This window comes from Shigella sp. FC1544 (assembly GCF_001722145.1).
Lineage (GTDB): Bacteria > Pseudomonadota > Gammaproteobacteria > Enterobacterales > Enterobacteriaceae > Escherichia > Escherichia coli.
Window position 1 is genome coordinate 1 of the sequence record NZ_MECT01000019.1, and the last position, 13035, is coordinate 13035.

Genomic DNA, 13035 nt, shown 5'->3' on the forward strand with positions numbered 1-13035 from the left:
CCACACTGGAGCGTCTTCTGAGCCTGCTGTCGGCCTTTGAGGTCGTGGTATGGATGACGGATGGCTGGCCGCTGTATGAATCACGCCTGAAGGGAAAGCTGCACGTTATCAGCAAGCGTTACACTCAGCGCATTGAGCGACATAATCTGAATCTGAGACAACATCTGGCAAGGCTGGGACGGAAGTCACTGTCGTTCTCAAAATCGGTGGAGCTGCATGACAAGGTCATCGGGCATTATCTGAACATAAAACACTATCAGTAAGTTGGAGTCATTACCACCCGACACTGGATTAATTCAACAGGAATATTATGATTCTGACACAACTCTTTAATTTCTTCCGCCGCCATCGTAGAGGTCGCAACCGCGCCTCCGCAAGCGACAATAATCTTGCGTTTCATAAATAGTCCTTTTTATTGTTACAGAGGGATTTATTCGTCTGAATCTAAAACATACTTTGTGAAGTATTCCTTTAACTGGGTTTCAGGAAGAGTGATTAGTGTCTCGACGATATCGGGCTGTTGTAACTTGCCAAATAAACAGCGTAAAAGTTTCAATTGCTGCTGCGGATTTTCCACAATCAACGCAATAACCAACGATACCTCCACGTCGTTATCATCATCCGCTTGCTGAAAATGAACTTTATTTGTTGGCCTTAACAGATAAATGGCTGACGACTTAGCATGAATCGCCTCACAATGCGGTATTGCAATGGCGTGCTGCTCAAGCATTATCCCGGTAGGGAATTCTGCTTCTCTGGCAATTAATGCCTGTGGCCAGGTATCATGAACCACACCTTTGGCGAGCATCTCATTACCGATATGGGTTAAAACTTCGCTACGATCGACAAAATAAATTCCGCTACGAACAAACAGGTTAGTCATATACCGTCCTTATTCCGCACAGCCGTAGCGATAGGCGCGCAAAACATCATAAATTTTATCCATAATCAGCTGATGCGGTATTGCTGATAATTCCCCGGACTGAATGCGTTCAAATTGTTTGGGAAGATACTGACTAATCATGCCCAGTGGGATGTCCACGCCTTCAAGATTCACCATCATCGTTTCGACGCTATTTTTAATCCGACTATGCGGCCAGTAATAACGAATACGATCCGACAGGCTGTAACGAATATCCAGTAATGAATCGTTAAAACCCGTACGATAATATTTTTTCCAGTATTGCGGTTCGTCGAGCATCACTTCTTCAATTACCGCCAGGCAACCGCTGCGATTTTCGGGGGCGATAAGTTCCTGCTCAATTTGTGCCAGTGCAAATATCGCCTCGCGTAAAGCAAAGGTTAATGCGGGACCGACTTTCAATATTGCAAAGTGATCGCGGACTAATTCCCAATAAGCCGTCCGGGTCTGGTAATCGGTAGAATGTGCTTCATAAACCATTCGGGTGTTTTCTATCCATTGCGCCAGCGCCTGCGCTTCCTGCGGCTGATAATGGATAATATTGCTGTGATCAAATTCCACACCCGGCTGCACCACGATGGCAATCACACGTGTTAACGCCTCTGTCAGCCCACGGGCAATAAAGGCCTTTTGATGCGTACGTAAAGTATTGGCGGCATCTTCAACATGGGTGATGTGTACTGACTGAATGGCGCTGGCCTCACCGCCCGGAACCGGAACTTCGGTGCCAATGACATAGCTCAGTTGCTCACGCTGGCAATCTGTCGCCACACTTTCCGCAGCAAAGCAAAGCACAGCAGCTCGTTCCGCAACCGTTTCTGGTGCTAACGGTATGGGATCCCCCGCGCAGGACATTGACGCATCAAGATGAATTTTACTGAAGCCAGCACGAACATATGCTTTTACCAGCTCGACGGATTTTTCCATCGCCGCATCCGCATTTTCTTGCTGTCAGCAGTTTGGCCCCAGATGATCGCCGCCGAGAATAATGCGTTCGCGTGCAAACCCAACTTTATCGGCAATCGTAAAAACAAATTCGCGAAAGTCTGCCGGTGTCATTCCGGTATAACCGCCAAATTGATTGACCTGGTTTGACGTTGCTTCAATCAGCACTTTGCGCGTGCTGTTGCGATGAAATGCCAGCGCCGCTTCGATAACCAACGGATGGGCAGAACAGACTGAACATATGCCGATATGTTCACCAGCTTTATGCCGGGCAATTAACGTTTTCATGTTTTTTCCTTGTTAAATGGCAGGTGCGTTATGCCCTGCCCTCGCAGCCACAATCGGCAATCACTTTGCTCACCACATCGCGCATTGCGGATTTAGCCGACTGCAAATAATCCCGGGGATCGGTCGCTTCGGGGTGCTCGGTCAGGTAATTTTTTAACGCCTGCGAGAAGGCATTTTTCAGCTCCGTTGCAACGTTGATTTTGCATATCCCCAGTTTGATGGTTTGCTGAATATCCTTAGTCGATAATCCTGACGCGCCATGCAGCACCAGCGGTAAGTTCACCCACTGGCGAATGTTCTCCAGTCGAGAAAAATCAAGCGCCGGTGCGCTGGCATACATACCATGAGCCGTGCCGATGGCGACCGCCAGGGAATCAATTCCGGTTGCCTCGGCAAATTCACGCGCCTGAGCGGGGTTGGTATAAAAAGCATCGGCTTCATTGATTTGCACATCATCTTCCTGGCCGCCAAGTTGCCCCAGCTCCGCTTCGACGCTGACATCAAAGCGATGGCAAAAATCCACCACCTCTTTGACCCGTGAAATATTTTGCGCAAAAGGCAAATGCGAGGCGTCAATCATGACTGAGCGCACGCCAGAACGAACCTTCTGAGCGATATCGTCAAATTTCGTGTGATGGTCGAGATGAATTGCCAGTGGATGGTGATATTGCTTCGCCATCGCGCTGACCAGCGCCAACAGATTTTCTGTACCAGCATGAGTAAATGTGCCAGGCGTTCCGGCGATGATGACCGGCGCATGCAGGTTGGCAGCGGTTTCCACCACCACTTGCATCGTTTCGAGATTGTGAATATTGAATGCCGGAACCGCATAACCGCCGCGCTGTGCGTTGTTCAGCATCTGCTTTGTCGATACCACGTACATTTTCATATCCTGCTGTTTGTTTTCGATTTCAAAATATAATGAAATTATTTGTTTTTAAATATCGAGATAACGATCACAAAAACGACAATATGAAAATTGTTCGAGGAGTGAAAGGCAAAAAAACGGCCTCCCGATAGGGAAGCCGTAGCAAAGTGCGCGTGTTTTTATGCCGGATGCGGTGTAAACATACGTGGCAGTGCTATGTAGGCATGATAAGACGCTTCAGCGTCGCATCAGGCATAGGTTGCCGGATGCAGCGTAAACGCCTTATCCGTCCTACGGGGTGGTGTTGTTCGTATAAGGCGTATCAGGCGATAGTAATTTTGCTATCGAGATAAACGTCCTGCACGGCGTTAATCAGTTTCACGCCGTCAGCCATCGATTTCTTGAACGCCTTACGTCCAAGAATCAGCCCCATTCCGCCAGCGCGTTTGTTGATAACCGCAGTACGCACTGCATCACTGAGGTCAGTTTCACCGCCCGCAGCACCGCCGGAGTTTATCAACCCTGCCCGGCCCATATAGCAGTTAGCTAACTGATAACGCACCAGATCAATCGGGTTTTCGCTGGTTAACTTGCTGTACACGCGATCGTCGGTATAACCGTAATTAATCGCTTTATAACCGCCGTTATTTTCCGCCATTTTCTGTTTGACGATGTCCGCGCCAATGGTCGCCGCCAGATGGTTCGCCTGACCAGTCAGGTCGGCGGAAACATGGTAATCAACGCCATCTTTCTTAAAGGCGGAGTTACGCAAATAGGCCCACAGCACTGTCACCATGCCCAGCTCGTGCGCACGTTCAAAAGCCGCAGAAATTTCTTCAATCTGGCGACGTGACTCTTCCGAGCCAAAATAGATAGTCGCACCAACCGCAACCGCGCCCATGTTGAACGCCTGCTCCACGCTGGCATACAGCGTTTGATCGTAGGTATTCGGGTAACTTAGCGTCTCGTTGTGATTAAGTTTGACGAGGAATGGAATGCGATACGCATAACGCCGCGATACCGACGCCAGCACGCCGTAAGTTGACGCCACACAGTTACAGCCCGCTTCGATCGCCAGTTCAACAATGTTTTTCGGGTCAAAGTAGAGCGGGTTAGCAGCAAATGAAGCTCCGGCAGAGTGCTCAACGCCCTGGTCAACCGGCAGAATAGAAAGATATCCTGTGCCAGCCAGACGCCCGGTGTTGTACAACGTCTGCATATTACGTAACACCGCAGGCGGGCGATTATTGTCAATCATCACGCGGTCTACGTAGTCATGTCCGGGAAGATAAAGCTGGTCAGAAGGAATAGTCATACAACGGTGCTGTAAAAGGTTGTCGGCGTCTTTGCCAAGCAACTGCGCAATATCTGTCATTACTATGCTCCCGTAAATTCCGATTGGATATCGGCTATGGATTTTCCTGGCCCGCCTTTTGCGGGCAATCATAATCCTGGTCGTTACGGGCGAGTTTTTCCATCTTTTGGATGTTTTTTCAGCGTTTTCTGTTGGCTCGATTCATCAGAAAAAATGTTAGCGCGGTCAAGTTTTCACTGCAAAGGTATTTAAAAGGTATTATTAAGTGGTATTGTCATCGCGTACCTTACATTACCTGTCATGAAGGAATTAAAAGATGAAAACAACAGCAAAGCTGTCGTTCATGATGTTTGTTGAATGGTTTATCTGGGGCGCGTGGTTTGTGCCATTGTGGTTGTGGTTAAGTAAAAGCGGTTTTAGTGCCGGAGAAATTGGCTGGTCGTATGCCTGTACCGCCATTGCGGCGATCCTGTCGCCAATTCTGGTTGGCTCCATCACTGACCGCTTTTTCTCGGCGCAGAAAGTGCTGGCGGTATTGATGTTCGCAGGCGCGCTGCTGATGTATTTCGCTGCGCAACAGACCACTTTTGCCGGGTTCTTCCCGTTACTGCTGGCCTACTCGCTAACCTATATGCCGACCATTGCGCTGACTAACAGCATCGCTTTTGCCAACGTGCCGGATGTTGAGCGTGATTTCCCGCGCATTCGTGTGATGGGCACTATCGGCTGGATTGCCTCCGGTCTGGCATGTGGTTTCTTGCCGCAAATACTGGGGTATGCCGATATCTCACCGACTAACATCCCGCTGCTGATTACCGCCGGAAGTTCTGCTCTGCTCGGTGTGTTTGCGTTTTTCCTGCCCGACACGCCACCAAAAAGCACCGGCAAAATGGATATTAAAGTCATGCTCGGCCTGGATGCGCTGATCCTGCTGCGCGATAAAAACTTCCTCGTCTTTTTCTTCTGTTCATTCCTGTTTGCGATGCCACTGGCGTTCTATTACATCTTTGCCAACGGTTATCTGACCGAAGTTGGCATGAAAAACGCCACCGGCTGGATGACGCTCGGCCAGTTCTCTGAAATCTTCTTTATGCTGGCATTGCCGTTTTTCACTAAACGCTTTGGTATCAAAAAGGTATTATTGCTTGGTCTGGTCACCGCTGCGATCCGCTATGGCTTCTTTATTTACGGTAGTGCGGATGAATATTTCACCTACGCGTTACTGTTCCTCGGTATTTTGCTTCACGGCGTAAGTTACGATTTTTACTACGTTACCGCTTACATCTATGTCGATAAAAAAGCCCCCGTGCATATGCGTACCGCTGCGCAGGGGCTGATCACGCTCTGCTGCCAGGGCTTCGGCAGTTTGCTCGGCTATCGTCTTGGCGGTGTGATGATGGAAAAGATGTTCGCTTATCAGGAACCGGTAAACGGACTGACTTTCAACTGGTCCGGGATGTGGACTTTCGGCGCGGTGATGATTGCCATTATCGCCGTGCTGTTCATGATTTTTTTCCGCGAATCCGACAACGAAATTACGGCTATCAAGGTCGATGATCGCGATATTGCGTTGACACAAGGGGAAGTTAAATGAAAACAGAACGTATTCTCGGTGCTCTTTATGGGCAGGCGTTAGGGGATGCGATGGGGATGCCCTCCGAGCTTTGGCCACGCAGCCGCGTTAAAGCACACTTTGGCTGGATTGACCGTTTTCTTCCTGGACCAAAGGAGAATAACGCGGCCTGTTATTTTAACCGCGCCGAATTCACCGACGATACCTCGATGGCGCTGTGTCTGGCGGATGCGTTACTGGAACGTGAAGGCAAGATCGATCCGAATCTTATTGGGCGTAATATTCTCGACTGGGCGCTGCGTTTCGACGCCTTTAACAAAAACGTACTAGGTCCGACCTCGAAGATTGCTCTCAACGCCATTCGCGACGGTAAACCCGTTGCTGAACTGGAAAACAATGGCGTGACCAACGGCGCGGCAATGCGCGTCTCGCCATTAGGTTGTTTGCTTCCGGCGCGTGATGTTGATTCCTTTATTGATGATGTGGCGCTGGCGTCCAGCCCGACCCATAAATCCGATCTGGCGGTTGCGGGCGCGGTAGTCATCGCATGGGCGATTTCTCGTGCCATTGACGGAGAAAGCTGGTCAGCGATTGTAGATTCACTGCCTTCAATTGCGCGACATGCCCAGCAAAAACGCATCACCACCTTCAGCGCCTCACTGGCAGCACGTCTGGAGATTGCGCTGAAAATTGTGCGCAATGCCGACGGCACTGAATCCGCCAGCGAACAGCTGTATCAGGTCGTTGGCGCAGGTACCAGCACTATCGAGTCCGTTCCGTGCGCCATTGCGCTGGTTGAACTGGCACAAACCGACCCGAACCGTTGCGCCGTCCTCTGCGCTAACCTTGGCGGCGATACAGACACCATCGGTGCTATGGCGACGGCAATCTGCGGCGCGTTGCATGGCATTAACGCTATCGATCCTCCGTTAAAGGCGGAGCTGGATGCGGTAAATCAGCTTGATTTCAACCGCTATGCCACAGCGCTGGCGAAATATCGTCAACAACGGGAGGCGGTATGAGCGGCGCTCGATTACACACGCTGCTGCCTGAATTAACCACGCGTCAGTCGGTGATGGTCGTCGGCGCGGCGGTCATTGACGTGATCGCCGACGCTTATGTCCTCCCCTGGCGTGGGTGCGATATCGAACTGAAACAGCAGAGCGTTAACGTTGGCGGCTGCGCACTGAATATTGCCGTGGCGTTAAAGCGCCTCGGCATCGAAGCGGGTAATGCCTTGCCGCTCGGTCAGGGGGTATGGGCGGAGATTATTCGCAACCGGATGGCGAAAGAGGGGTTAATCAGCCTGATCGATAACGCCGAAGGCGATAACGGCTGGTGTCTGGCGCTGGTTGAGCCGGATGGCGAACGTACTTTTATGTCATTCAGCGGTGTGGAAAATCAGTGGAATGGCTGGAAGAGCTGCAAGACGTGACGCCGTTTATCGATTTTGGCCCACGTATTGGCGATATCCCGGACGCATTACTGGCGCGGACCATGGCCTGTCGACCTTTAGTGTCACTCAATCGTCAAGAGGCTGAGATTGCGCCGAACGTTTTGCTTTATCCGCAGAGATAACAACACTTGGCAAGCAATGGCAGGAGAAATTTGCCGCGCCGTTGATCGTTCGTCTCGATAAAGAAGGCGCATGGTATTTCAGCAACGACGCTTCTGGCTGCATTCCGGCATTTCCAACGCAAGTTGTCGACACCATTGGGGCGGGCGACAGTCATGCCGGTGGCGTACTTGCCGGGCTGGCCTCTGGTCTGCCACTGGCGGATGCCGTATTACTGGGCAATGCAGTGGCGTCGTGGGTTGTCGGGCATCGGGGCGGTGATTGTGCGCCAACGCGCGAGGAACTACTCCTCGCACACAAAAACGTATAGATCGCTGCGACAGTGGCTAATGCTGTACTCAATAGGCCGTTGCTGTTGGTCAAGCGCCACTTGCTTGATCACCAGCACCGGTATTTTGCTATCTAACTGAATATGTGACTGAAACTCGGCATCCGGCATCCGGGCGCTAACGCGGGAACGCGTACGTTGTGGGTAAATGTGTTGGCTGCGGAAATAGTCATAAAGTGAAATCCCGATGGCATCAACATCATGAATTAAATGCGCCGGAACCCACGATTCCTCAATCGATACCGCTTCTTCATCGACATAGCGAATACGCTTAAGCAAAAAGACATCACTTCCTGCTTCGACCGCCAGCTGCTGCGCGACTTCTTCGGGACATTTCACGACACGCTTGTTAACCCATAGCGTATCGGGCTTTTTCCCGCGCAATACCACCTGCTGAGAAAAACCTCGCGCTTCTTTCAACGAGTATTCGAAGATGTTGTTGATCTGCGTGCCGTAACCGCGCGAACGCGTCACCACACCCTCTTCTTCCAGCGCCTGCATCGCCTTGCGCACCGTAATGCGCGAAACGCCGGTTAACTGACTTAAATCACGCTCACCGGGCAAAATATTGCCATGCTCCAGCACCCCGCTGCGCACGGCATTTTTTACCGTTTCGGCAAACTTAATATAAAGCGGCGTGTTATCCGCCGCTAAAATACGTTCGTTCAGTTGGGCAATCAGCTGGGTATGCGCTTGTTCCATTTGTCTTTTTCCTGCCAGGGAGTCTGGTGGGAGTATATCACTGCTTCTTATTTAAGGCGTTTCTTTAATCCCATCAACGAATCCCTGCAACTCCTCCACCGTGCCATTAAACACATTAAAATCCACCGGACCATTGATGCCATCTACCTGTCCACGGTCGGAATGCTGCCAGAAGCGCCAGGCCATGCCGTCATTGTCCGGACGACGTTGATAGTAGTGAGCCACCCACCACGGATATTCATTGAAATAGCCCGCCAGATTCGTGTGATAAAAAACGGCTCCTGAGTAAATAATCGGCTTTTTCCCCGTACTTTTTTCGACCATTTTTAGCCACTGACTTACCCTCTTGCGTAATTCTTTTGCCGATAATTTTCCTCGCTCTTCTACGTCCAGTACCGCAGGGAAATCGCCTTGTGAGAAATCTACCGTTTGCAGAAATAATCGCACCTGAACCGGTGCTGCTACCGACGGGGAGAAATAATGATATGCCCCGCGCAGCAGGCCATTTTCACGGCTTAGTTGCCAGTTACGCGAAAAATAGGGGTCCACCAGCTTTTCGCCTTCCGTCGCCTTAATAAAGGCAAATTGTAAGCGAATACCGTTATCGCGCATTTTTGCCACACGCTGCCAGTCGATCCGCTCCTGCCAGCGCGAAACATCTATTCCGTGAATGGTGTAACTGGCAGGAATACGAATAGCGAAAGATTTAACCGGGCGATAACCGTAGAAGTGGATGTAGTCTGTAATCTGAACTGCTGTCGAATAGAAAAAATTCACCGTCTGACGCGGATAAATTGCAACGATGGAAATTAGCCCAAGAGCGCATAATAGAGCGGTGAGTTTTTTTCGACTGGTAATTCTTAGCTGCATTGGTTTCATCCCTGAATGTCAGTGCCAAAGGCTGACAATAACCAAAGCAGCTATAGTACGGTGCTCACCACCAGGCGTGGAAGTGGTGAACCGGACCAATACCGTGACCAACTTCCAGCGTGTCGGCCTGGGCTAACGCCGATGAAAGCCAGCTTTTTGCCTCCTGTACGGTGTCAGCCCAGTTTGTATGGCGCGGGCGTAGTGCAGCCAACGCCGCAGAGAGTGTACAACCAGTACCGTGGGTGTTTTTGGTCATAATGCGCGGTGCGGTAAACCGTTGTTCACCCTCGCGGGTAAACAGCCAGTCCGGGCTTTGCTCATCATCCTGATGACCACCTTTCATTAGCACTGCGCCACAGCCCATCGCCAACAGCGATCGCCCTTGTTCCAGCATTTCCTGTTCGGTGCGCGCGTGTGGCGCGTCGAGCAAGGCGGCAGCTTCGGGCAAGTTTGGCGTTATTAATGAAACCTGTGGCAATAATCGACTGCGCAGCGTAGCAACCGCCGAAGGTGAAAGCAGCGGGTCGCCGCTTTTTGCCAGCATAACGGTGTCGAGTACCACGTTTTGGATCTGATAACGTTGCAACCGTTCTGCCACCGCTTCAACAATATCGGTTTCCGCCAACATACCGATTTTAGTGGTGTCGATTCGCACATCGCTGAACACCGAATCGAGCTGGGCGGCGACAAAATCAGGCTCAATGCGATACACCGACTGTACGCCACGGGTATTTTGCGCCACCAGTGCAGTAATAACTGAGCAACCATAAGCGCCAAGTGCCGAGAAGGTTTTAAGATCGGCCTGAATCCCCGCACCACCACTGGGATCAGTACCGGCAATCGTCAGAGCGTTAATTCGTTTCATGCCTGCACCTCCTGCGTCAATTGCCAGAGCGCATCAAGGAAATGTGGAACAAAACTGCCTGGCCCCTCGCTTCTGGCGACTGCGCGCTCTCCGGCTTGTTTCATCCAGTGACAGGCAGATGCGACATTTTCCAGCATATCGCCTGGTAACGCACAACAGGCAGCAACAACCGCCGATAATGCACAGCCAGTTCCTACCACTTTGGTCATTAGCGGATCGCCACCGTGAATGCCAACGATACGATGCCCATCGGTAACATAATCCACCTCGCCTGTGACCACGACGATTGCGCCAGTTTCCCGTGCCAGTGTTTGTGCAGCGGGTATTGCGTTAGCTGCGGCGTCAGTGGTATCCACTCCCCGTCCACCATTAGCAACGCCAGCTAATGCCATGATTTCCGAAGCATTACCACGTATGGCGGTTGGCTTATGAGACAGAAGTTCCAGACAAAAACGGCGGCGATAATCGAGTGCACCCACCGCTACTGGATCAAGCGTCCAGGGGGTTTGAGAGCTTTTTGCTTGCTCAACGGCGGCACGCATCGCCTGTGCGCGTGGCTGCGTCAGCGTGCCAACGTTAATCAGCAACGCACTAGCAATAGCCGCAAACTGACTGGCCTCTTCGGTTTCGATAACCATCGCTGGCGATGCACCGAGCGCCAGCAAGGTATTGGCAGTAAAGGTTTGCACCACATCGTTGGTCATGCAGTGCACAAGAGGGGAATGTTGGTGAAAAAGGTGTAACGTGTGCGCAGATTGCGCGGAACTCAGCAGGTCGACTTGCATAGTTTGCTCCTGCCATAACGTGAAGAAGCAATGACCTGGTGGTCCGTGACTTCCCTACGCTGGCATTATCCAGATCAGGTAATACGGGTATTTCTCAGCCTTCACGCAGAAGGGCACCCCGAGTCGTTTGGTTGCGATGATAAATCGCAGAGGAGGATGGTAATGTCCAGCGCACGCGTTGTAAACGAGGAAAAACGGCAGTTTTACAATCGCGTTAATAAATTATTTGATATATGAATCCAGCACCTTCAGAACGACATCCAGATCTTCTTCACGTTTTAGCTCATCCCCCTGGTGAACGATGTGTTCCGTCAGATGACCTTTAATCACTTCCCGCATCAGACCGTTTACCGCGCCACGGATAGCAGCAATCTGTTGTAAAACTGCAGCGCATTCGTGCGGCTCGTCGAGCATTTTCTTGAGCGCCACGACCTGGCCCTGAATCTTACTGGCACGCGCTTTCAGTTTCTGTTTATCACGGATTGTATGAGACATGGCAACACCTGGTTAACAAGAATATGAAAAATCATAGCACTATTAATCTACTGGGGGGTAGTATCAGGTACTGGGGGGGAGTAGAATCAGATTGCCGAATTAATACTAAGAATTATTATCATGACCAAATTTACAACTCTTCTTCAGCAAGGAAACGCCTGGTTCTTCATCCCCAGCGCCATCTTACTTGGTGCGCTTCATGGCCTGGAACCAGGGCACTCAAAAACGATGATGGCGGCGTTTATCATCGCCATCAAAGGCACCATTAAACAGGCGGTGATGCTCGGACTGGCAGCAACCATTTCGCATACCGCGGTGGTCTGGTTGATTGCCTTTGGCGGGATGGTGATCAGTAAGCGCTGATATGCATTCAGTTGAAAGCCCTGACACTGGGCGCAACACTGGTCGTCAGTTTCAGCATTGGCCTGGCGTTAACGCTTGTCACCGTAGGCGTTGGCGCAGCAATCAGCGTTCAGCAGGTCGCAAAACGCTGGAGCGGATTTAACACTCTCGCTAAACGCGCCCCCTATTTTTCCAGTCTGTTGATTGGCTTAGTCGGTGTGTATATGGGCGTACATGGCTTCATGGGCATAATGCGATAACTCAATCCTTTAGGCTTGCATGTTATCTTCAGCCCAGGATGATTCTTAAATCAGCTATTTCCGCTGACTCTCTGCTCGCTAAGGATGCTTTTAGGGCATCCTTTCATTTACACTTTTTACGAAATCATGGGATCACTAACAAAATATCGCTTGTCAGTTATATTGTATGGCAGGAAAGATATGCGACTGATATTACAGATCCCCAAAGTGGAGAGTTTATGACCATTAAAAATAAGATGTTGCTGGGTGCGCTTTTGCTGGTTACCAGTGCCGCCTGGGCCGCACCAGCCACCGCGGGTTCGACCAATACCTCGGGAATTTCTAAGTATGAGTTAAGCAGTTTCATTGCTGACTTTAAGCATTTCAAACCAGGCGATACCGTCCCAGAGATGTACCGCACCGATGAGTACAACATTAAGCAGTGGCAGTTACGTAACCTGCCCGCGCCTGATGCCGGGACGCACTGGACCTATATGGGTGGCGCGTACGTGTTGATCAGCGACACCGACGGTAAAATCATTAAAGCCTACGACGGTGAGATTTTTTATCATCGCTAAGGTGATGCTGCCAACTTACTGATTTAGTGTATGATGGTGTTTTTGAGGTGCTCCAGTGGCTTCTGTTTCTATCAGCTGTCCCTCCTGTTCAGCTACTGACGGGGTGGTGCGTAACGGCAAAAGCACTGCCGGACATCAGCGCTATCTCTGCTCTCACTGCCGTAAAACATGGCAACTGCAGTTCACTTACACCGCCTCTCAGCCCGGTACGCACCAGAAAATCATTGATATGGCCATGAATGGCGTCGGATGTCGCGCCAGTGCACGCATTATGGGCGTTGGCCTCAACACGGTTTTACGTCACTTAAAAAACTCAGGCCGCAGTCGGTAACCTCGCGCATACA

General features: G+C 50.8%; 12 protein-coding genes, 5 pseudogenes and 1 riboswitch. Of the genes and pseudogenes, 7 read left to right on the forward strand and 10 right to left on the reverse strand.

The window, feature by feature from the left end; translation table 11 throughout:
- On the forward strand, positions 1-263 hold a 263-nt coding region (locus tag BGK49_RS01555; protein ID WP_000317683.1), incomplete at its 5' end, for an IS1 family transposase.
- On the opposite strand, the pseudogene BGK49_RS01560 reads toward BGK49_RS01555, so the two are convergent.
- From BGK49_RS01560 to fbaB, 5 genes and pseudogenes are all read right to left on the reverse strand, one after another.
- A pseudogene (locus BGK49_RS01560) lies at positions 260-400 on the reverse strand (PTS sugar transporter subunit IIB); the annotation flags it as partial. The gene BGK49_RS01555 and the pseudogene BGK49_RS01560 sit on opposite strands and share 4 nt — an antisense overlap.
- Positions 401-430: 30 nt before the next feature.
- Positions 431-883, reverse strand: coding sequence for a PTS galactitol transporter subunit IIA (gatA, locus tag BGK49_RS01565; RefSeq protein WP_000182920.1), 453 nt, complete (start codon positions 881-883; stop codon positions 431-433).
- A gap of 9 nt (positions 884-892) precedes the next feature.
- A pseudogene (gene gatZ / locus BGK49_RS01570) lies at positions 893-2155 on the reverse strand (tagatose-bisphosphate aldolase subunit GatZ).
- Between the two features lie 28 nt (positions 2156-2183).
- Positions 2184-3038 carry a tagatose-bisphosphate aldolase subunit GatY gene (gatY, locus tag BGK49_RS01575; protein ID WP_000289785.1) on the reverse strand — a complete coding sequence of 285 codons (855 nt, stop codon included), beginning with the start codon at positions 3036-3038 and terminating at the stop codon, positions 2184-2186.
- A gap of 307 nt (positions 3039-3345) precedes the next feature.
- Positions 3346-4398: a class I fructose-bisphosphate aldolase gene (gene fbaB, locus BGK49_RS01580; protein ID WP_000129571.1), complete on the reverse strand. Its 1053-nt coding sequence runs from the start codon at positions 4396-4398 to the stop codon at positions 3346-3348.
- Between the two features lie 256 nt (positions 4399-4654).
- Here fbaB and BGK49_RS01585 point away from each other — a divergent pair, with 256 nt between their 5' ends.
- The 3 genes and pseudogenes from BGK49_RS01585 (at position 4655) to BGK49_RS01595 (ending at position 7797) form a co-directional block, all read left to right on the forward strand.
- Positions 4655-5932: a nucleoside permease gene (locus BGK49_RS01585; protein ID WP_000858484.1), complete on the forward strand. Its 1278-nt coding sequence runs from the start codon at positions 4655-4657 to the stop codon at positions 5930-5932.
- A complete protein-coding gene (locus BGK49_RS01590) occupies positions 5929-6933 on the forward strand; it encodes an ADP-ribosylglycohydrolase family protein (RefSeq protein WP_000846236.1) in 1005 nt (334 codons plus the stop codon). Before BGK49_RS01585 ends, BGK49_RS01590 begins: the two co-directional genes overlap by 4 nt.
- A pseudogene (locus tag BGK49_RS01595) lies at positions 6930-7797 on the forward strand (PfkB family carbohydrate kinase). The gene BGK49_RS01590 and the pseudogene BGK49_RS01595 overlap by 4 nt, the downstream one beginning before the upstream one ends.
- On the opposite strand, the gene BGK49_RS01600 reads toward BGK49_RS01595, so the two are convergent.
- The 5 genes from BGK49_RS01600 to rcnR form a co-directional block, all read right to left on the reverse strand.
- Entirely contained in the window at positions 7771-8517 is a 747-nt protein-coding gene (locus BGK49_RS01600) for a GntR family transcriptional regulator (protein WP_000434038.1), read from the reverse strand. The pseudogene BGK49_RS01595 and the gene BGK49_RS01600 sit on opposite strands and share 27 nt — an antisense overlap.
- Positions 8518-8568: 51 nt before the next feature.
- Positions 8569-9387, reverse strand: a complete 819-nt coding sequence (locus BGK49_RS01605; protein WP_005031483.1) for a glycoside hydrolase family 25 protein — start codon at positions 9385-9387, stop codon at positions 8569-8571.
- A 64-nt stretch (positions 9388-9451) separates the two neighbouring features.
- Positions 9452-10252 (reverse strand): bifunctional hydroxymethylpyrimidine kinase/phosphomethylpyrimidine kinase, encoded by an 801-nt coding sequence (gene thiD, locus BGK49_RS01610; protein ID WP_046891746.1) that lies wholly within the window; start codon positions 10250-10252, stop codon positions 9452-9454.
- Positions 10249-11037 (reverse strand): hydroxyethylthiazole kinase, encoded by a 789-nt coding sequence (gene thiM, locus BGK49_RS01615; protein ID WP_001195636.1) that lies wholly within the window; start codon positions 11035-11037, stop codon positions 10249-10251. Before thiM ends, thiD begins: the two co-directional genes overlap by 4 nt.
- Positions 11038-11071: 34 nt before the next feature.
- Positions 11072-11168, reverse strand: a riboswitch (TPP riboswitch).
- Between the two features lie 91 nt (positions 11169-11259).
- A complete protein-coding gene (gene rcnR / locus BGK49_RS01620; RefSeq protein ID WP_000019944.1) occupies positions 11260-11532 on the reverse strand; it encodes a Ni(II)/Co(II)-binding transcriptional repressor RcnR in 273 nt (90 codons plus the stop codon).
- Positions 11533-11652: 120 nt separating this feature from the next.
- On the opposite strand from rcnR, the pseudogene BGK49_RS01625 reads away from it, so the two are divergent.
- The 3 genes and pseudogenes from BGK49_RS01625 to BGK49_RS01635 all read left to right on the forward strand — a co-directional run.
- Positions 11653-12134 (forward strand): annotated as a pseudogene (locus BGK49_RS01625) (HoxN/HupN/NixA family nickel/cobalt transporter).
- Between the two features lie 218 nt (positions 12135-12352).
- Entirely contained in the window at positions 12353-12691 is a 339-nt protein-coding gene (gene rcnB / locus BGK49_RS01630) for a Ni(II)/Co(II) efflux transporter accessory subunit RcnB (protein ID WP_000153067.1), read from the forward strand.
- Positions 12692-12746: 55 nt separating this feature from the next.
- A pseudogene (locus BGK49_RS01635) lies at positions 12747-13035 on the forward strand (IS1-like element transposase); the annotation flags it as partial.

Coding starts and splice junctions, on each gene's coding strand:
- BGK49_RS01590 (WP_000846236.1), top strand. CDS start 5,929: ATGAAAACAGAACGTATTCTCGGTGCTCTTTATGGGCAGGCGTTAGGG.
- gatA (WP_000182920.1), bottom strand. CDS start 883: ATGACTAACCTGTTTGTTCGTAGCGGAATTTATTTTGTCGATCGTAGC.
- BGK49_RS01605 (WP_005031483.1), bottom strand. CDS start 9,387: ATGCAGCTAAGAATTACCAGTCGAAAAAAACTCACCGCTCTATTATGC.
- rcnR (WP_000019944.1), bottom strand. CDS start 11,532: ATGTCTCATACAATCCGTGATAAACAGAAACTGAAAGCGCGTGCCAGT.
- rcnB (WP_000153067.1), top strand. CDS start 12,353: ATGACCATTAAAAATAAGATGTTGCTGGGTGCGCTTTTGCTGGTTACC.
- fbaB (WP_000129571.1), bottom strand. CDS start 4,398: ATGACAGATATTGCGCAGTTGCTTGGCAAAGACGCCGACAACCTTTTA.
- gatY (WP_000289785.1), bottom strand. CDS start 3,038: ATGTACGTGGTATCGACAAAGCAGATGCTGAACAACGCACAGCGCGGC.
- BGK49_RS01585 (WP_000858484.1), top strand. CDS start 4,655: ATGAAAACAACAGCAAAGCTGTCGTTCATGATGTTTGTTGAATGGTTT.
- thiD (WP_046891746.1), bottom strand. CDS start 10,252: ATGAAACGAATTAACGCTCTGACGATTGCCGGTACTGATCCCAGTGGT.
- thiM (WP_001195636.1), bottom strand. CDS start 11,037: ATGCAAGTCGACCTGCTGAGTTCCGCGCAATCTGCGCACACGTTACAC.
- BGK49_RS01600 (WP_000434038.1), bottom strand. CDS start 8,517: ATGGAACAAGCGCATACCCAGCTGATTGCCCAACTGAACGAACGTATT.